This window comes from Microbacterium bovistercoris, from assembly GCF_003387575.1.
GTDB lineage: Bacteria > Actinomycetota > Actinomycetes > Actinomycetales > Microbacteriaceae > Microbacterium > Microbacterium bovistercoris.
Genome location: NZ_QUAB01000045.1, coordinates 42,432 through 55,668, shown reverse-complemented (window position 1 = coordinate 55,668; position 13,237 = coordinate 42,432). Strand labels below are relative to the sequence as shown.

Genomic DNA, 13,237 nt, shown 5'->3' with positions numbered 1-13,237 from the left:
CATGCGTTCTTCCTCTTCGTGGTGGTGGCTGCTCTAGCAGCCGAACGCACTCACTCGCGCGCGCTGCACGGCAGCCCGCGCGATCGCGGACCGATCCATCCGTGCAGCCCTGACCCCAGGAGCTACTCATGGATTCCTTCTCCGCCACCGTCGCCCGCATGCCGGCACTGCAGGCCGACATCGCTGCGCACCCCGAACGACATCGCATCCTCACCGGCGAGCGGCCGACAGGGCCTCTGCACCTCGGTCACCTGCTCGGCACGATCCTCGAACGCGTCCGTCTCCAGCGCGCGGGCGTCGACACATTCGTCGTGGTCGCCGACTACCAGGTGATCACCGACCGCGACACGATGGGTGACATCGTTCCGAACGTGCACGGTGTCGTCAGGGACAACCTCGCCGCGGGTCTGGATCCGGATCGGGTGACCATCTTCACGCACTCCTCCGTCCCGGAGCTGAACCAGCTCATGCTGCCCTTCCTCAGCCTGGTGTCCGAGGCGGAGCTGCACCGTAATCCCACGGTGAAGGCCGAGGCGGCCGCCGCCCGCCGATCGCTCAGCGGTCTGCTGCTGACCTATCCGGTGCATCAGGCGGCCGACATCCTGTTCTGCAAGGGAACCCTCGTGCCGGTGGGCAAGGACAATCTGCCCCACGTCGAGGTCGCGCGGCAGATCGCGCGCCGGTTCTCCGAGCGATACGGGGCGGTGTTCCCGGAGCCGGAAGGCCTGGTCACGGCCGCGCCCGATCTGCCCGGTCTGGACGGGCGGAAGATGTCGAAGAGCTACGGCAACGCGATCGCCCTCGGCATGAGCGCGGACGAGACGACCGCGGTGATCCGTCGGGCGCAGACCGACTCCGAACGCCTGATCAGCTACGACCCGGCACAGCGCCCGGGAGTGTCGGCTCTGCTGGACACCGCCGCCGTCTGCCTGCGGCGGAGCCCGGTCGAGATCGCGGAGGAGATCGGGGCGCGTGGAAGCGGCGCGCTCAAGAGCCTCACCGCCGAGGCCGTGAACGAGTTCCTCGCCCCGCATCGGGAGCGCCGCGCGGCGATCGACTCGGCGACGGTGGTCGAGGTGCTGCGGGCGGGCAACGCGCGGGCGCGGGAGATCGCCGCAGCGACGCTCGATGAGGTGCGGGCCGCGATGGGCATGGCGTACTGACCGGGGCAGCGCCCGGGGCCAGACTGAACACATGCGTTACGACGAGGCGGTGCAGGCGTTCACCGTGCACCTGGAGCAGGTGCGGCGGCTCTCGCCGGCGACCGTGCGCGCGTATCGATCGGACCTGGCCGACCTCGGCGCCGTCGCCGGAGACCGGGATCTGGACGAGATCGATCTCGAGCTGCTGCGGGAATGGCTGTGGCACGCCACGCAGCGCGGTGACGCGCGCACCACGCTGGCCAGGCGCGCCGCCGCCGCACGATCCTTCTTCCGCTGGGCCAAGGACGAGGAGCGCATCGCCGCGGACCCGAGCCTGCGGCTGGTGACGCCGAAGCTCGCCAGGACGCTTCCCGTCGTGGCCTCACAGGACGGCATGCGCGAACTGCTGGACGCCGAGAAGGATGCCGCCGCGCAGGGCGACCCCGTCGCGCTGCGCGATCACGCCATCCTCGAACTGCTGTACGGCTCCGGGATGCGGGTGTCAGAGCTGTGCGGTCTCGACGTGGACGACCTCGACCTGGATCGCGGGACCGCGCGGGTGCTCGGCAAAGGCGCGAGAGAGCGCGTCGTGCCGTACGGAGCACCGGCCAGGGATGCGGTCGCGGCATACCTGACACGAGGACGTCCCGCGCTGCTCGCTCGCACCGATTCCCCGACGCCGGCGCTCCTGCTCGGCAGCCGCGGTGGCAGGGTGGGCCCCCGCAGCGTGTACGCACTCGTCGCCCGTGTGCTGGCGCCGGTCGTCGGCGCCGAGACCGTCGGTCCGCACGCGCTCCGCCACACCGCGGCCACCCACCTGCTCGACGGCGGCGCCGACCTGCGGGCGGTGCAGGAGATCCTCGGCCATGCGAGTCTCGGCACCACCCAGATCTACACGCACGTCTCCGCCGAGCGACTCACCGCGGCGTACCGGCTGGCGCACCCGCGCGCCTGAACCTCATTCGCCGTCGCAGCACGGATAGAGGATCGCCCGCGGCATGTCGCCGAACAGCGGACGCGGATTCACGTACTCGCCCTCGAGGCGTACGCCCACGTGCACGGTCCCGGGAAGCGCGTGGCCTCCGGCGGATGCCTCGGCGATCACCTGTCCGGCCTCGACGACGTCTCCCGGGGTCAGGGCCGACGTGACCGGCTCCAGCGTGATGATGTAGCCGTCACCGTGGTCGATGGTGAGTACGCCACGGTCGACCACGGTGCCGCGGAAAGCCACGACGCCGGATGCGGGGGAGCGCAGCGGTCCGGAGGCAGTGATGTCCATACCGCGGTGCCCGGGTCCGTAGCGGTGCGCCGGTGCGCGGAACGGCGCCGTCATCGTGCGGGCACCTTCGACAGGCCAGATCCAGGGAGCGTCGGCAGGAAGTGCGGCGTCCGCAGCCTGCGTGTCGTCGCCGGCAGCGATCGGCGGCGGGAGCGGTGACCAGATCACGGAGAACGCGAGGAACACCGTCGCCAGGGCGAGGAGCGCTGCGCGTCGCGCGCCCGGCTCGCGGCGCTCGGCGACGACGTCCGAGTGGGTGCGTTCGATGTCCATGTCCCCAGCATGGTCGGGCGCGTCCGACCGCTGCCTCGGGAGACCCGGGACAGGGGAGAACCCGCTGCGGTTTGGCGCCTGGGGAGAGTGATCGCCGGGGGCCGCATCCTGTACACTGGAACCCGCATCCCTTCCCGGGGATGACTACGCGTGCCCAGAGCGACCACGGTCGCGGCATCCACTTCCCGCAGGTCCCGCCTCTCACGAGGCGGGTGGGGCGTGTGCCGGGCACCAGGCATCCGGCCGTCCGGCCGGTGGACAACCTCAACGACGCGAGAGCGTCAGAACCAGGAGACGACCATGGCTGTGGTCACCATCCGCCAGCTCCTCGACAGCGGCGTGCACTTCGGACACCAGACCCGTCGGTGGAACCCGAAGGTGAAGCGCTTCATCCTGACCGAGCGCAGCGGCATCCACATCATCGACCTGCAGCAGTCGCTGGGCTACATCGACAGCGCCTACGACTTCGTCAAGGAGACGGTCGCCCGTGGCGGCACCATCCTCTTCGTGGGCACCAAGAAGCAGGCGCAGGAGGTTCTCGCCGAGCAGGCGACCCGCGTCGGTCAGCCCTACGTCAACCAGCGCTGGCTGGGTGGTCTGCTGACCAACTTCCAGACCATCGCCAAGCGTCTGGCTCGTATGAAGGAGCTCGAGGAGCTCGACTACGAGAACCCTGCCGCCTCGGGCTTCACCAAGAAGGAGCTGCTGCTCAAGAAGCGCGAGCTGGACAAGCTGCACAAGTCGCTGGGCGGCATCCGCAACCTCACCAAGACCCCGTCGGCCCTGTGGGTCGTCGACGCCAAGCGCGAGCACCTCGCGATCGACGAGGCCAAGAAGCTGGGCATCCCGGTGATCGGCATCCTCGACACCAACGCCGACCCGGACGACTTCCAGTACCCGATCCCCGGCAACGACGACGCGATCCGTTCGGTCTCGCTGCTGACCCGCATCATCGCCGACGCCGCAGCCGAGGGCCTGCAGCAGAAGCACAACCCGGAGTCGGGCGACGCCGAGCCGCTGGCCGAGTGGGAGAAGGAGCTCCTCGAGGCGAACGCCACCGAGGCGGCTGCTGAGGCCGAGGTCGCCGTGGAGGTCGCCGCCGAGGCTGCCGAGGTCGCCGCTGAGGCTGCCGTCGAGGCTGAGGTCGCGGTCGAGGAGGCCATCGTCGCCGAGGTCGCAGCCCAGGTCGCCGAGGGCGACTCCAAGTAAGCATCCCCACGCACACATAACGAAGCAAGGAGCCACCACACATGGCCAACTTCACCATCGCCGACATCAAGGCGCTGCGTGAGCAGCTCGGCACCGGAATGGTCGACACCAAGAAGGCGCTCGAGGAGGCAGACGGCGACGTCGCGAAGGCGACCGAGATCCTGCGTCTCAAGGGCGCCAAGGGCAACGCCAAGCGCGCTGACCGCTCGACCAGCGAGGGCCTCGTCGTCGCTCGCGAGCAGGACGGCGCCGTGACGCTGATCGAGCTCACCTGCGAGACCGACTTCGTCGCGAAGAACGAGAAGTTCATCGCTCTCGCCGAGAAGGTCGCCGACGCCGCCGCTGCGGCATCGGCCGACTCTGTCGAGGCGGCGCTGGCCGCTGCGGCCGGCGACCAGACCGTCGAGCAGCTCATCTCGGACGAGGCCGCGATCCTCGGCGAGAAGGTCGAGCTCCGCCGCGTCCGCCGCATCCAGGGCGACGCCTTCGAGGTCTACCTGCACCGCACCAGCAAGGACCTGCCGCCGCAGATCGGTGTCGTCGTCGCCTACAGCGGCACCGACGCCGAGACCGCTCGCAGCATCGCGCAGCACATCTCGTTCGCCGACCCGATCTACCTCACCCGCGAGGACGTCCCCGCTGACGTGGTCGAGAAGGAGCGCGAGATCGTCACCGAGATCTCCCGCAACGAGGGCAAGCCCGAGGCCGCCCTGCCGAAGATCGTCGAGGGCCGCGTGTCCGCGTTCTTCAAGCAGGTCGCGCTGCTCGACCAGGACTACGCCAAGGACAACAAGCTGTCCGTCGGCCAGGTCGCGAAGGACGCCGGCATCACGGTGACCGACTTCGCGCGCTTCAAGGTCGGCGCGTAAGCCACGAGGAGGGGTTCGGATCCGCACAGGGTCCGAGCCCCTTCTTCATGCCCGCTGGGCAATGCCACTATCGTGATACCCGATGAGAGGACTCTCCACATGACCGAACGAACCGGACGCCGTCGCGTCCTCCTCAAGCTCTCCGGAGAGGCCTTCGGGGGCGGCCAGCTCGGCGTCAACCCCGACATCGTGAGCGGGATCGCCCGGGACATCGCGGCAGCCACCGATCGGGTCGAGGTCGCGGTCGTCGTCGGCGGCGGCAACTTCTTCCGAGGGGCCGAACTCAGCCAGCGCGGCATGGACCGCGGCCGCGCGGACTACATGGGCATGCTCGGCACCGTCATGAACGCCCTCGCTCTGCAGGACTTCCTCGAGCAGGCCGGAGCGCCCACCCGCGTCCAGTCCGCCATCTCGATGACCCAGGTCGCCGAGCCCTACATCCCGCTGCGCGCGGAGCGCCACATGGAGAAGGGACGCGTCGTGATCTTCGGCGCCGGCGCCGGCTTGCCGTACTTCTCCACCGACACTGTGGCGGCACAGCGCGCGCTCGAGATCGGAGCGCAGGAGGTGCTCGTCGCCAAGAACGGCGTCGACGCGATCTACACCGCCGATCCGAACAAGCACGCCGACGCCGAGCGCATCGAGCGCGTGACATACCGCGACGCCCTGCAGCGCGGTCTCAAGGTGGTCGACTCCACCGCCTTCAGCCTGTGCATGGACAACAACATGGACATGCGCGTGTTCGGCATGGAGCCCGCCGGCAACGTCACGAAGGCGCTGCTCGGCGACCCCATCGGCACGCTCGTCACCGCCTGACGCGGACGCCCGCGGCGCGGCGCGCAGCGCCTCGCCGGTAGAATTGCCTGAACCACTCGACGAATGGAGAACCCGTGATCGCGGATGTCCTCGCAGATACCACCTCTCGCATGACGCGGGCGGTCGAAGCCGCCAAGGAGGACTTCGCCACGGTCCGCACCGGTCGTGCGAACCCGCAGATGTTCCAGAAGGTGCTCGTCGACTACTACGGCTCGCCGACTCCGCTGGCCCAGCTCGCCTCGATGGCCAACCCCGAGGCGCGCACTCTCGTGATCACGCCGTACGACAAGTCTGCGCTGAAGGCGATCGAGCAGGCCATCCGCGACATGCCGAACCTCGGCGCGAACCCGACGAACGACGGCAACATCGTGCGTGTCACCATGCCCGAGCTGACGGCCGAGCGCCGCAAGGAGTACGTCAAGCTGGTCCGCTCCAAGGGCGAGGACGCGAAGGTCCAGATCCGCGGCATCCGCCGCAAGGCGAAGGACGGACTGGACGCGCTCAAGGCCGAGGTCGGCGAGGACGAGGTCGCTCGCGGCGAGAAGGAGCTCGACTCTCTCACACGCCAGCATGTCGACCTCATCGACGACGCCCTCAAGCGCAAAGAGGCCGAGCTTCTCGAGGTGTGACCGGGATGTCTGACGATTCTTCCTCGCAGGATCGTCCGCTCACCCGACGAGAGGCTCGGGCAGCGGCGGCGACACCGGCGCAGGGGACCCCGCAGGCGGATGCCGCAGACACGGTGACGCCCGTACGTGGTGTGCCCGTGGCCGGCGCGCCCGCGGAGAAGCTTGCCGCGCCCGCCGTCCCGACGAATCCGGCGCGTCCCGAGCCCGAAGCGGTGCCGCTCGACGATGCGGCCTTCCCCGGTTTCGACGCTGCGGCAGTTCCGCCGCGGCCCTCGGCACCGGAGGTTCCCGCCGCGCAGGACAGGCCGCAGGCGGATGCGGGGGACGGGTCGCCGCCCGCCGCGGAGGATTCGCGCCCGCCCGTCGCCGAGGGAGGGGCGTTCAGCACCGCCGACCACAGCGCCATCCGCGACCAGTGGCGTGCGGCGCGCGACGAACTGGGCACCCACGTCTCCCACGCGCGTGACCAGTTCGACCAGGCGAACGAGCGCATCAAGCAGCGCACAGGGCGCGACCTCATCGTCGCCATCCTGATCGGCGTCGCTTTCGGGGCGGTGCTGCTGGCATCGCTGCTGTTCGTGAAGTGGCTCTTCGTCCCGATCGCGCTTGCGGCCGGCTTGCTGGGCACCTACGAGGTGTCCCGCGCTCTGAAGGGCGGCGGACGCCGGATCGACATCGTCCCCCAGCTGATCGCCGCAGCGCTCCTGATCCCGACCGGATACTTCGACTCGTCCTGGCTGAGCTGGGTGATGCTCTTCGTCTCGGTGACCTTCGTCTGCGTCTGGCGCATGATCGCGCAGATGGCCGCCGGCGACGGCAGGACGTATGGCGACGTGCTCGCCGATGTCCTCGTCAGCGGCTTCGTGCAGGTCTACGTGCCGCTGCTCACCACTTTCGCGCTGATGCTTCTCCGCCAGGATCACGGTGAATGGTGGGTGCTCTCCTTCATCGTCGTGGCGGTGGTCGCCGACACGGCGGCCTATGCCGCGGGACTCAGCTTCGGCAAGCACCCGATGGCTCCGCGGATCAGCCCGAAGAAGACGTGGGAGGGCTTCGCCGGTGCTGTCGCCGGGTCCCTTCTCGCGGGGGCTCTGCTCGGGGTGTTCCTGCTTCAGATCCCCCTGTGGGGCGGTCTGGTCCTCGGTGCGGCGATCCTCGCCTCCGCCACCCTCGGCGATCTGGGGGAGTCCATGCTCAAGCGCGATCTCGGCATCAAGGACATGAGCTCCTGGCTGCCGGGTCACGGCGGGCTGCTGGACCGCCTCGACAGCATCCTGCCCTCGACGGTGCCGGCCTACGCCCTGTACGTGCTGCTCTCACCCTGGATGGTGTCCTGATGACCGCCGACTTCACCGCACAGTTCTCCGAGGAGGAGTCCGCGCCACCGGCCTTCACACTCACCACCGGACGGCGTCGCGGTTACCACCGCGTCGCGGTGGACACGTTCCTCGAGTCCGCCCGGCGCTCCTTCGAGAGCGGCGACGGCGACCTGACCTCGGAGGACGTGCGCGTGGCATCCTTCCCCCTCGTGAAGGAGGGGTACGACGTGGCCGAGGTGGATTCCGCGCTCGGCCGCATCGAGGACGCCCTGGCCGCTCGCGCCCGTGAACGCACGGTACGCGAGAAGGGAGTCGAGGTCTGGGTCGCCGAGGCCCGTGCCGACGCTCAGGTCATCCTGGACCACCTCGCGCGTGAGCCGAAGCACCGCTTCGCCCGCACCGGATTCCTCACGTTCGGCTACCGGATCGACGAGGTCGACCACGTCGCGGACCGGATCACCGGATTCCTCCGTGACGGCGCCGAGCTCAGCGCCGAGCAGGTGCGGAGCGCCGCCTTCCGGATGCAGCGGGGTGGCTATCGTGAGGAGCAGGTGGATGCTCTCCTGGACGCGACGATCGAGGTCATCCTTGCGGTCCGTTGACTCTTCGCCGCGCGTTCTCATGGATGTTTCAGGCCGGATCGCATAGACTGGCCGGCATCGTGACTCCCGATAACGAATCGATTACGCCTGAACTGCGCCCTACGAGCGCGGCAACCGCAGCTCCGCGCGGCCGTGCCGGCCGGGTTCGTCGACCGATCGCCGCCGTCGTGGCGAGCGTCGCCGTCGTCGGCTTCTCCGCCGCGCTGCTGGCGCCCACGGGCATGGCCGTCGCCGACCCCTCTGTCGCAGCGGACGCCGTCACCGCGTACTCCCTCGCGGAGCAGGAGGGGCAGAACCTCACCGTGACCGTCGCCGGCGAGGACGTCGCCCCGGCCGCACGGGGGACCTTCGAGGTCTACATCAAGCCGAAGCCCAAGCCCAAGCCCGTCGCGACGAGCACCGAGAAGTCGGGGAGCTCCGGCGGCGGGTCCGTCGGCACGCCGAAGTACACCGGCGGCGGCTCCAAGGAGGAGTGGATGACGGCGGCCGGGATCGCGAAGAGCGACTGGCCGTATGTGGACTACATCGTCTCCAAGGAGAGCGGCTGGAACCCGAACGCGACGAACAAGTCGTCGGGTGCGTGCGGCCTCGTGCAGGCGCTGCCCTGCAGCAAGGTCCCCGGGAACGGGTACAACCCGGTCGACAACCTCCGTTGGGGCAGCGGGTACGCCGCCGGTCGCTACGGCGGATGGGCAGGAGCCTACGCGTTCTGGACGCGCAACCACTGGTGGTGAGCGGCCGGAATGGCACGCTCCCGCAGACGGCGCCCGGATCCCCGCGCTGCCGATGACTCGCTCGACCGCCTGATCGCGGGCTGGAAGCGCTCCGAGACCCGGCGCGGGCGCGAGTGGACCGTGCAGCCGGTGAGCGCCGCTCAGGCGTTGAAGGACTACACCTGCCCCGGATGCCGCGGCACGATCGCTCCCGGCACCGCCCACGTGGTGGTCTGGCGCGCGGACGGCGTGCTCGGTGATGCTGCGGACCTGGCGGCCAGGCGGCACTGGCACACGCGATGCTGGAGCATCGCCTGAGCCGCAGCAGCTCTACCGCTCGTTCATCCGCGGAATGACGACCTGGCGGTAGATGATCAGGATGCTGGCGGCCACGGGGATCGCGATGAGAGCGCCCAGCAGGCCGAGCAGCGATCCGCCGGCGAGCGCCGCGATCACGACCACGGCACCGGGCACGGAGACGGCACGGCTCATGATGCGCGGCGAGATGAAGTACGCCTCGATCTGCATGTACACCAGGTACCAGACAGCCGCGGCGATCGCTGTCGCCGGTGATGCGAGCCCGGGGATCAGGCAGGTCAGCACGATGATGGTCGACCCGGTCAGCGTGCCGACCAGCGGGATCAGCGAGAAGAAGAATGCGATGACCGCGAGCACGGCGGGGAACGGCGCGTTGATGATCGACAGGAAGATCATGCTGAGGATGCCGTTGATCACGCCGAGGGACACCTGCCCCATGACGTAGTAGCCGACGGAGTCGGTGATCTGATCGGCGAGGTCGATGAAGCGCTCGCGCTTCGATGCGGGGACCAACTGGTAGACGGCGCGCTTCAGCGAGGGCGTCGAGGCGGTCAGGTAGATGGTCAGGACCAGCACGATGAACGTGCCGAAGAGCCCGGCGACCACGGCGCTGCCGAACACCAGCACGCCTTGACCGATCTGGCTGCCGATCTCGGTGACGTTCGTGTTCAGCCATTCCTCCACGTAGAGGAACACGTCGTCGACCTTCAGCATGGGGAAGGTCTGCTTCATCCAGTCCTTCAGGTCCTCGAAGGGCTCAGGCCGCTGCACGATGCCGGTGATCTGCTGCACCAGCTGCCCGATCTGCTGCACGAACACCGGCAGCACGATGAGCACGACGCCGGCGAGTACCGCGAGCACCGCGATGATCGTCGCCAGGACCGCGGCCCAGCGCGGCAACCAGCGTTCGAGGAACGTGACGGCCGGGTCGAGGCCCAGGCTGATGAACAGCGCCGTGCCGATGTAGAGCAGCACTGTGGAGAGTGTCTGGACGCTGCCGATGAGCATGATCCCCAGCCCCACGCCGAGCGTCGCGACCAGCGCGGTGCGGAACGGGCTGACGATCTTCATCGATTCTCCTGTCGGACGGTGAACGCCAGCTTATTCCGTCGATGCCGCGAAGCCTGGACGAGCCGGGGGAGTCGTCGCATCCGGCCGTGTCTCACGCCTCGTGTGGAAAACGCACAGGCGCTTCCCGCTACCCTGGAATGTCGAGCGGAGACCTCTGGCGGATGCCGGGGTCACGTAAGGAGTCTTCTCGTGCGATTCGTATGGGCCGTCGTGGCCTTCATCCTGGCCGCGGTCCTGATCGGTGCCGGCGTCGCCCAGCGTACCGTCTTCATGGGCCCCTCAGAGGTGCAGATGGAGCTGCCCGCAGGCGAACCGGAGCCGTACGTCCTCATCTCGGGTGACGTGCTGCGCGCCCACCCCGGTCAGCAGACCCTGCTGGTCCGTGGCGAGGGCGACCTCTTCGTCGCCTATGGCCGCACCGCCGACATGAAGGCGTGGCTTTCGGACGCCGAGTACGACAGCATCACGCTGAACAAGCAGGGTGAGCCGCGGACCAAGGTCGTGGAGGCCGAGGTGGAGTCCGCCAGCGGGAGCGGGCGCAATCCCTCCGGTTCCGATCTGTGGCTGGACTCCTTCACCGAGAAGGACTCGCTGATCGCGAACCTGCAGCTGCCCGAGGGCATGAGCGTGCTCGTGGCGCGTGACGGCGTCGAGGACGCACCTTCCGACATCCTCCTCACCTGGCCTCTGAAGACGACGACCCCGTGGGCGGGACCCCTGTTCGTCCTGGGCGCCCTGGCCCTCCTCGCCGGACTGGTGCTCTACATCCTCGGCATCCGGCACCAGCGCCGGGGTAAGGGACCGCGCCGCAAGGGACCTGGCCCGCTGCCGCCCACGCAGCCGATCGACCTCGCGGTGGACCCGCTGCCGGAGCGGGAACCGATCTCGACCGGATCCGTGCCGACCGGCGAGGGGGCTGACGAGCCCGCAGACAAGCCCGCCGAGGAGGGCCGTGCCCACCGCTCCGCGCACCGGATGCGGCGAAGGCTCGCTGTCGCCATCCCCGCGATCGGCCTCACCGCGGTGCTCGCGACCGGCTGCTCGGCGGAATCCTGGCCGCAGTTCGATGCGGAGACGAGCCCGACGCCGACGCCGACCGTCGTCGCCCCGGACAACCAGAAGCCGCCGGCGGTGACGGAGGCCCAGGCGGCCCGCATCCTGAAGGACATCTCGACGACGGTCGCGGCGGCCGACGAGGCGCGTGATGCCACGCAGGCCGCGACCCGTCTCGACGGCGCCGTGCTCGAGGCCCGCACGACGGACTACGCCCTCGGCGCGAAGAACGCGAAGCTCGGCATCCCGGCCCCGCTGCCCGCCGACAAGGTCGAGGTCGTGCTGCCGCAGGCCACGGACAGCTGGCCGCGCACGGTGCTGATGCTGACCAAGGCGACCGATGAGAAGGTTCCGCCCGTGATCTTCACGATGACGCAGGCCGACCCGTGGGCGAACTACCGGATCAGCACGATGTCCGACATGCAGGCGTCGGCGCAGCTGCCCAAGCTCGCACCCGCCTGGCTGGGTACCACCCTCGTCCCGCCGGACTCCACGTTCCTGATGACGCCTCCGAGCGAGGTCGCCGCGGCGTTCTCTTCGCTGGTCGATGACGGCGAGAAGAGCCCGTACTTCGGCGAGTTCGACGACGCTGCCAAGGAGCAGGCCGCGGCGATCACCGCCAGCCGTGCCGCTCTGGTGAAGGGCATCGCCGACAAGGGCGCCTCGAAGACGACGAAGATCACCTTCGACATGACGCCTTCGGCGTTCGAGCCGGTCTCGCTCGCCACCCTGGACAGCGGCGCGATCGTGTCGGTCTCGGTGGTCGACACGCAGACGGTGGCACCGACGACCCCGGACGCCGTCATCAAGTTCGACGGCAATCCCGAGGCCGAGGCATTGACCGGGGCGAAGGAGTCAAAGAAGGGCGTGCGCACCACCTACGGGATGCAGCTGTTCTTCGCCGTCCCCGCCCAGGGCGCGAGCGCGCAGATCCAGCTGCTCGCGTTCCATCAGAACATCCTCAAGGTGGAGATCATCAAATGAGTGACATCTCAGCCGCCGCGCTGCGCGGAGCCGTCGACCTGTCCACACTGCGCGATCGTCCGCAGGCTCCGGCATCATCCGGTGCATCTCCTGCCCAGCCGGGCGCCGCCGCCGATGTCGTCGTCGACGTCACCGATGCGACATTCGCCCAGATCCTCGAGCTCTCCAACACCGTGCCCGTGGTGGTCGACCTGTGGGCCGAGTGGTGCGGGCCGTGCAAGCAGCTCAGCCCTATCATCGAGAAGGTGACCCGCGAACAGGGCGGCCGTGTCGTGCTCGCCAAGGTCGACGTCGACGCGAACCCGCAGATCGCTCAAGGTTTCCGCGCCCAGTCGATCCCGATGGTCGTCGCGCTGATCGGCGGGCAGCCGGTGCCCATGTTCACCGGCGCGGTGCCGGAGGAGCAGGTGCGGGAGGTGTTCGGGCGGCTCCTCGAGCTGGCAGCGCAGCACGGTGTGAACGGTTCGGTGCCGGTCGGCGAGCCCGGCGAGGCGGCCGCGGAGCCGGAGGAGGCCCCGTTGCCCCCGCTGCACGCGGAGGCGTTCGAGGCGATCGAGACCGGTGACTACGAGCGCGCGATCACCGCCTACGAGAAGGCACTCGCGGAGAACCCGCGCGACGAGGACGCCAAGGCGGGTCTCGGACAAGTGCGGCTGCTCGCCCGCGTGCAGCACCTGGACCTGCAGGCTGTGCGGAACGCGGCGGCCGAGGCTCCGCTCGACCGCGATGCGCAGTTCGCCGTGGCCGACCTCGACATCGCCGGCGGCCACGTCGACGACGCATTCGGTCGCCTGCTCGATCTTTTCGCCGCGCTTCCCGCCGACGAGCGGGCGCCGGTCCGTGAGCGTCTCGTGGAGCTGTTCGACCTCATCGGCGCCGCCGACCCGCGCGTCGGCACCGCGCGCACGCGGCTCGCATCGCTGTTGTTCTGAGAGTTTCGGAGCGAGGGCCGGGGACGGA

The 13,237-nt window shown here is 69.3% G+C and carries 14 protein-coding genes; 12 read left to right on the top strand and 2 right to left on the bottom strand.

Features of this window, described 5'->3' with window-relative positions:
* Positions 1-128: 128 nt before the first annotated feature.
* Complete coding sequence (gene trpS / locus DY023_RS12690) at positions 129-1,163, top strand: tryptophan--tRNA ligase (protein WP_116242705.1); 1,035 nt, start codon at positions 129-131, stop codon at positions 1,161-1,163.
* A gap of 31 nt (positions 1,164-1,194) precedes the next feature.
* Positions 1,195-2,097, top strand: a complete 903-nt coding sequence (locus DY023_RS12685) for a tyrosine-type recombinase/integrase (protein WP_116242704.1) — start codon at positions 1,195-1,197, stop codon at positions 2,095-2,097.
* A 3-nt stretch (positions 2,098-2,100) separates the two neighbouring features.
* Here the strand turns inward: DY023_RS12685 and DY023_RS12680 are convergent, their stop codons facing one another.
* Complete coding sequence (locus DY023_RS12680; RefSeq protein ID WP_116242703.1) at positions 2,101-2,694, bottom strand: murein hydrolase activator EnvC family protein; 594 nt, start codon at positions 2,692-2,694, stop codon at positions 2,101-2,103.
* 300 nt (positions 2,695-2,994) lie between these two features.
* Between DY023_RS12680 and rpsB the strand changes: the two genes are divergently transcribed.
* The 8 genes from rpsB to DY023_RS12640 all read left to right on the top strand — a co-directional run bounded on the left by rpsB (position 2,995) and on the right by DY023_RS12640 (position 9,169).
* Positions 2,995-3,903: a 30S ribosomal protein S2 gene (rpsB, locus tag DY023_RS12675; protein WP_116242702.1), complete on the top strand. Its 909-nt coding sequence runs from the start codon at positions 2,995-2,997 to the stop codon at positions 3,901-3,903.
* 41 nt (positions 3,904-3,944) lie between these two features.
* Positions 3,945-4,772, top strand: coding sequence for a translation elongation factor Ts (gene tsf / locus DY023_RS12670; RefSeq protein WP_116242701.1), 828 nt, complete (start codon positions 3,945-3,947; stop codon positions 4,770-4,772).
* Positions 4,773-4,871: 99 nt separating this feature from the next.
* A complete protein-coding gene (pyrH, locus tag DY023_RS12665; RefSeq protein WP_116242700.1) occupies positions 4,872-5,588 on the top strand; it encodes a UMP kinase in 717 nt (238 codons plus the stop codon).
* Between the two features lie 74 nt (positions 5,589-5,662).
* Positions 5,663-6,217 (top strand): ribosome recycling factor, encoded by a 555-nt coding sequence (frr, locus tag DY023_RS12660; RefSeq protein ID WP_116242699.1) that lies wholly within the window; start codon positions 5,663-5,665, stop codon positions 6,215-6,217.
* A gap of 5 nt (positions 6,218-6,222) precedes the next feature.
* Positions 6,223-7,554 carry a phosphatidate cytidylyltransferase gene (locus tag DY023_RS12655; protein ID WP_116242698.1) on the top strand — a complete coding sequence of 444 codons (1,332 nt, stop codon included), beginning with the start codon at positions 6,223-6,225 and terminating at the stop codon, positions 7,552-7,554.
* Entirely contained in the window at positions 7,554-8,138 is a 585-nt protein-coding gene (locus tag DY023_RS12650) for a DivIVA domain-containing protein (RefSeq protein WP_116242697.1), read from the top strand. Before DY023_RS12655 ends, DY023_RS12650 begins: the two co-directional genes overlap by 1 nt.
* Positions 8,139-8,305: 167 nt before the next feature.
* A complete protein-coding gene (locus DY023_RS12645; protein ID WP_245958690.1) occupies positions 8,306-8,872 on the top strand; it encodes an aggregation-promoting factor C-terminal-like domain-containing protein in 567 nt (188 codons plus the stop codon).
* Positions 8,873-8,881: 9 nt separating this feature from the next.
* Positions 8,882-9,169: a hypothetical protein gene (locus DY023_RS12640; RefSeq protein ID WP_116242696.1), complete on the top strand. Its 288-nt coding sequence runs from the start codon at positions 8,882-8,884 to the stop codon at positions 9,167-9,169.
* Positions 9,170-9,181: 12 nt separating this feature from the next.
* On the opposite strand, the gene DY023_RS12635 is transcribed toward DY023_RS12640, so the two are convergent.
* A complete protein-coding gene (locus DY023_RS12635; protein WP_116242695.1) occupies positions 9,182-10,240 on the bottom strand; it encodes an AI-2E family transporter in 1,059 nt (352 codons plus the stop codon).
* Positions 10,241-10,429: 189 nt separating this feature from the next.
* Here DY023_RS12635 and DY023_RS12630 point away from each other — a divergent pair, with 189 nt between their 5' ends.
* Entirely contained in the window at positions 10,430-12,277 is a 1,848-nt protein-coding gene (locus DY023_RS12630) for a DUF8094 domain-containing protein (RefSeq protein WP_116242694.1), read from the top strand.
* Complete coding sequence (locus DY023_RS12625) at positions 12,274-13,209, top strand: tetratricopeptide repeat protein (protein ID WP_116242693.1); 936 nt, start codon at positions 12,274-12,276, stop codon at positions 13,207-13,209. Before DY023_RS12630 ends, DY023_RS12625 begins: the two co-directional genes overlap by 4 nt.
* Positions 13,210-13,237: the final 28 nt, after the last annotated feature.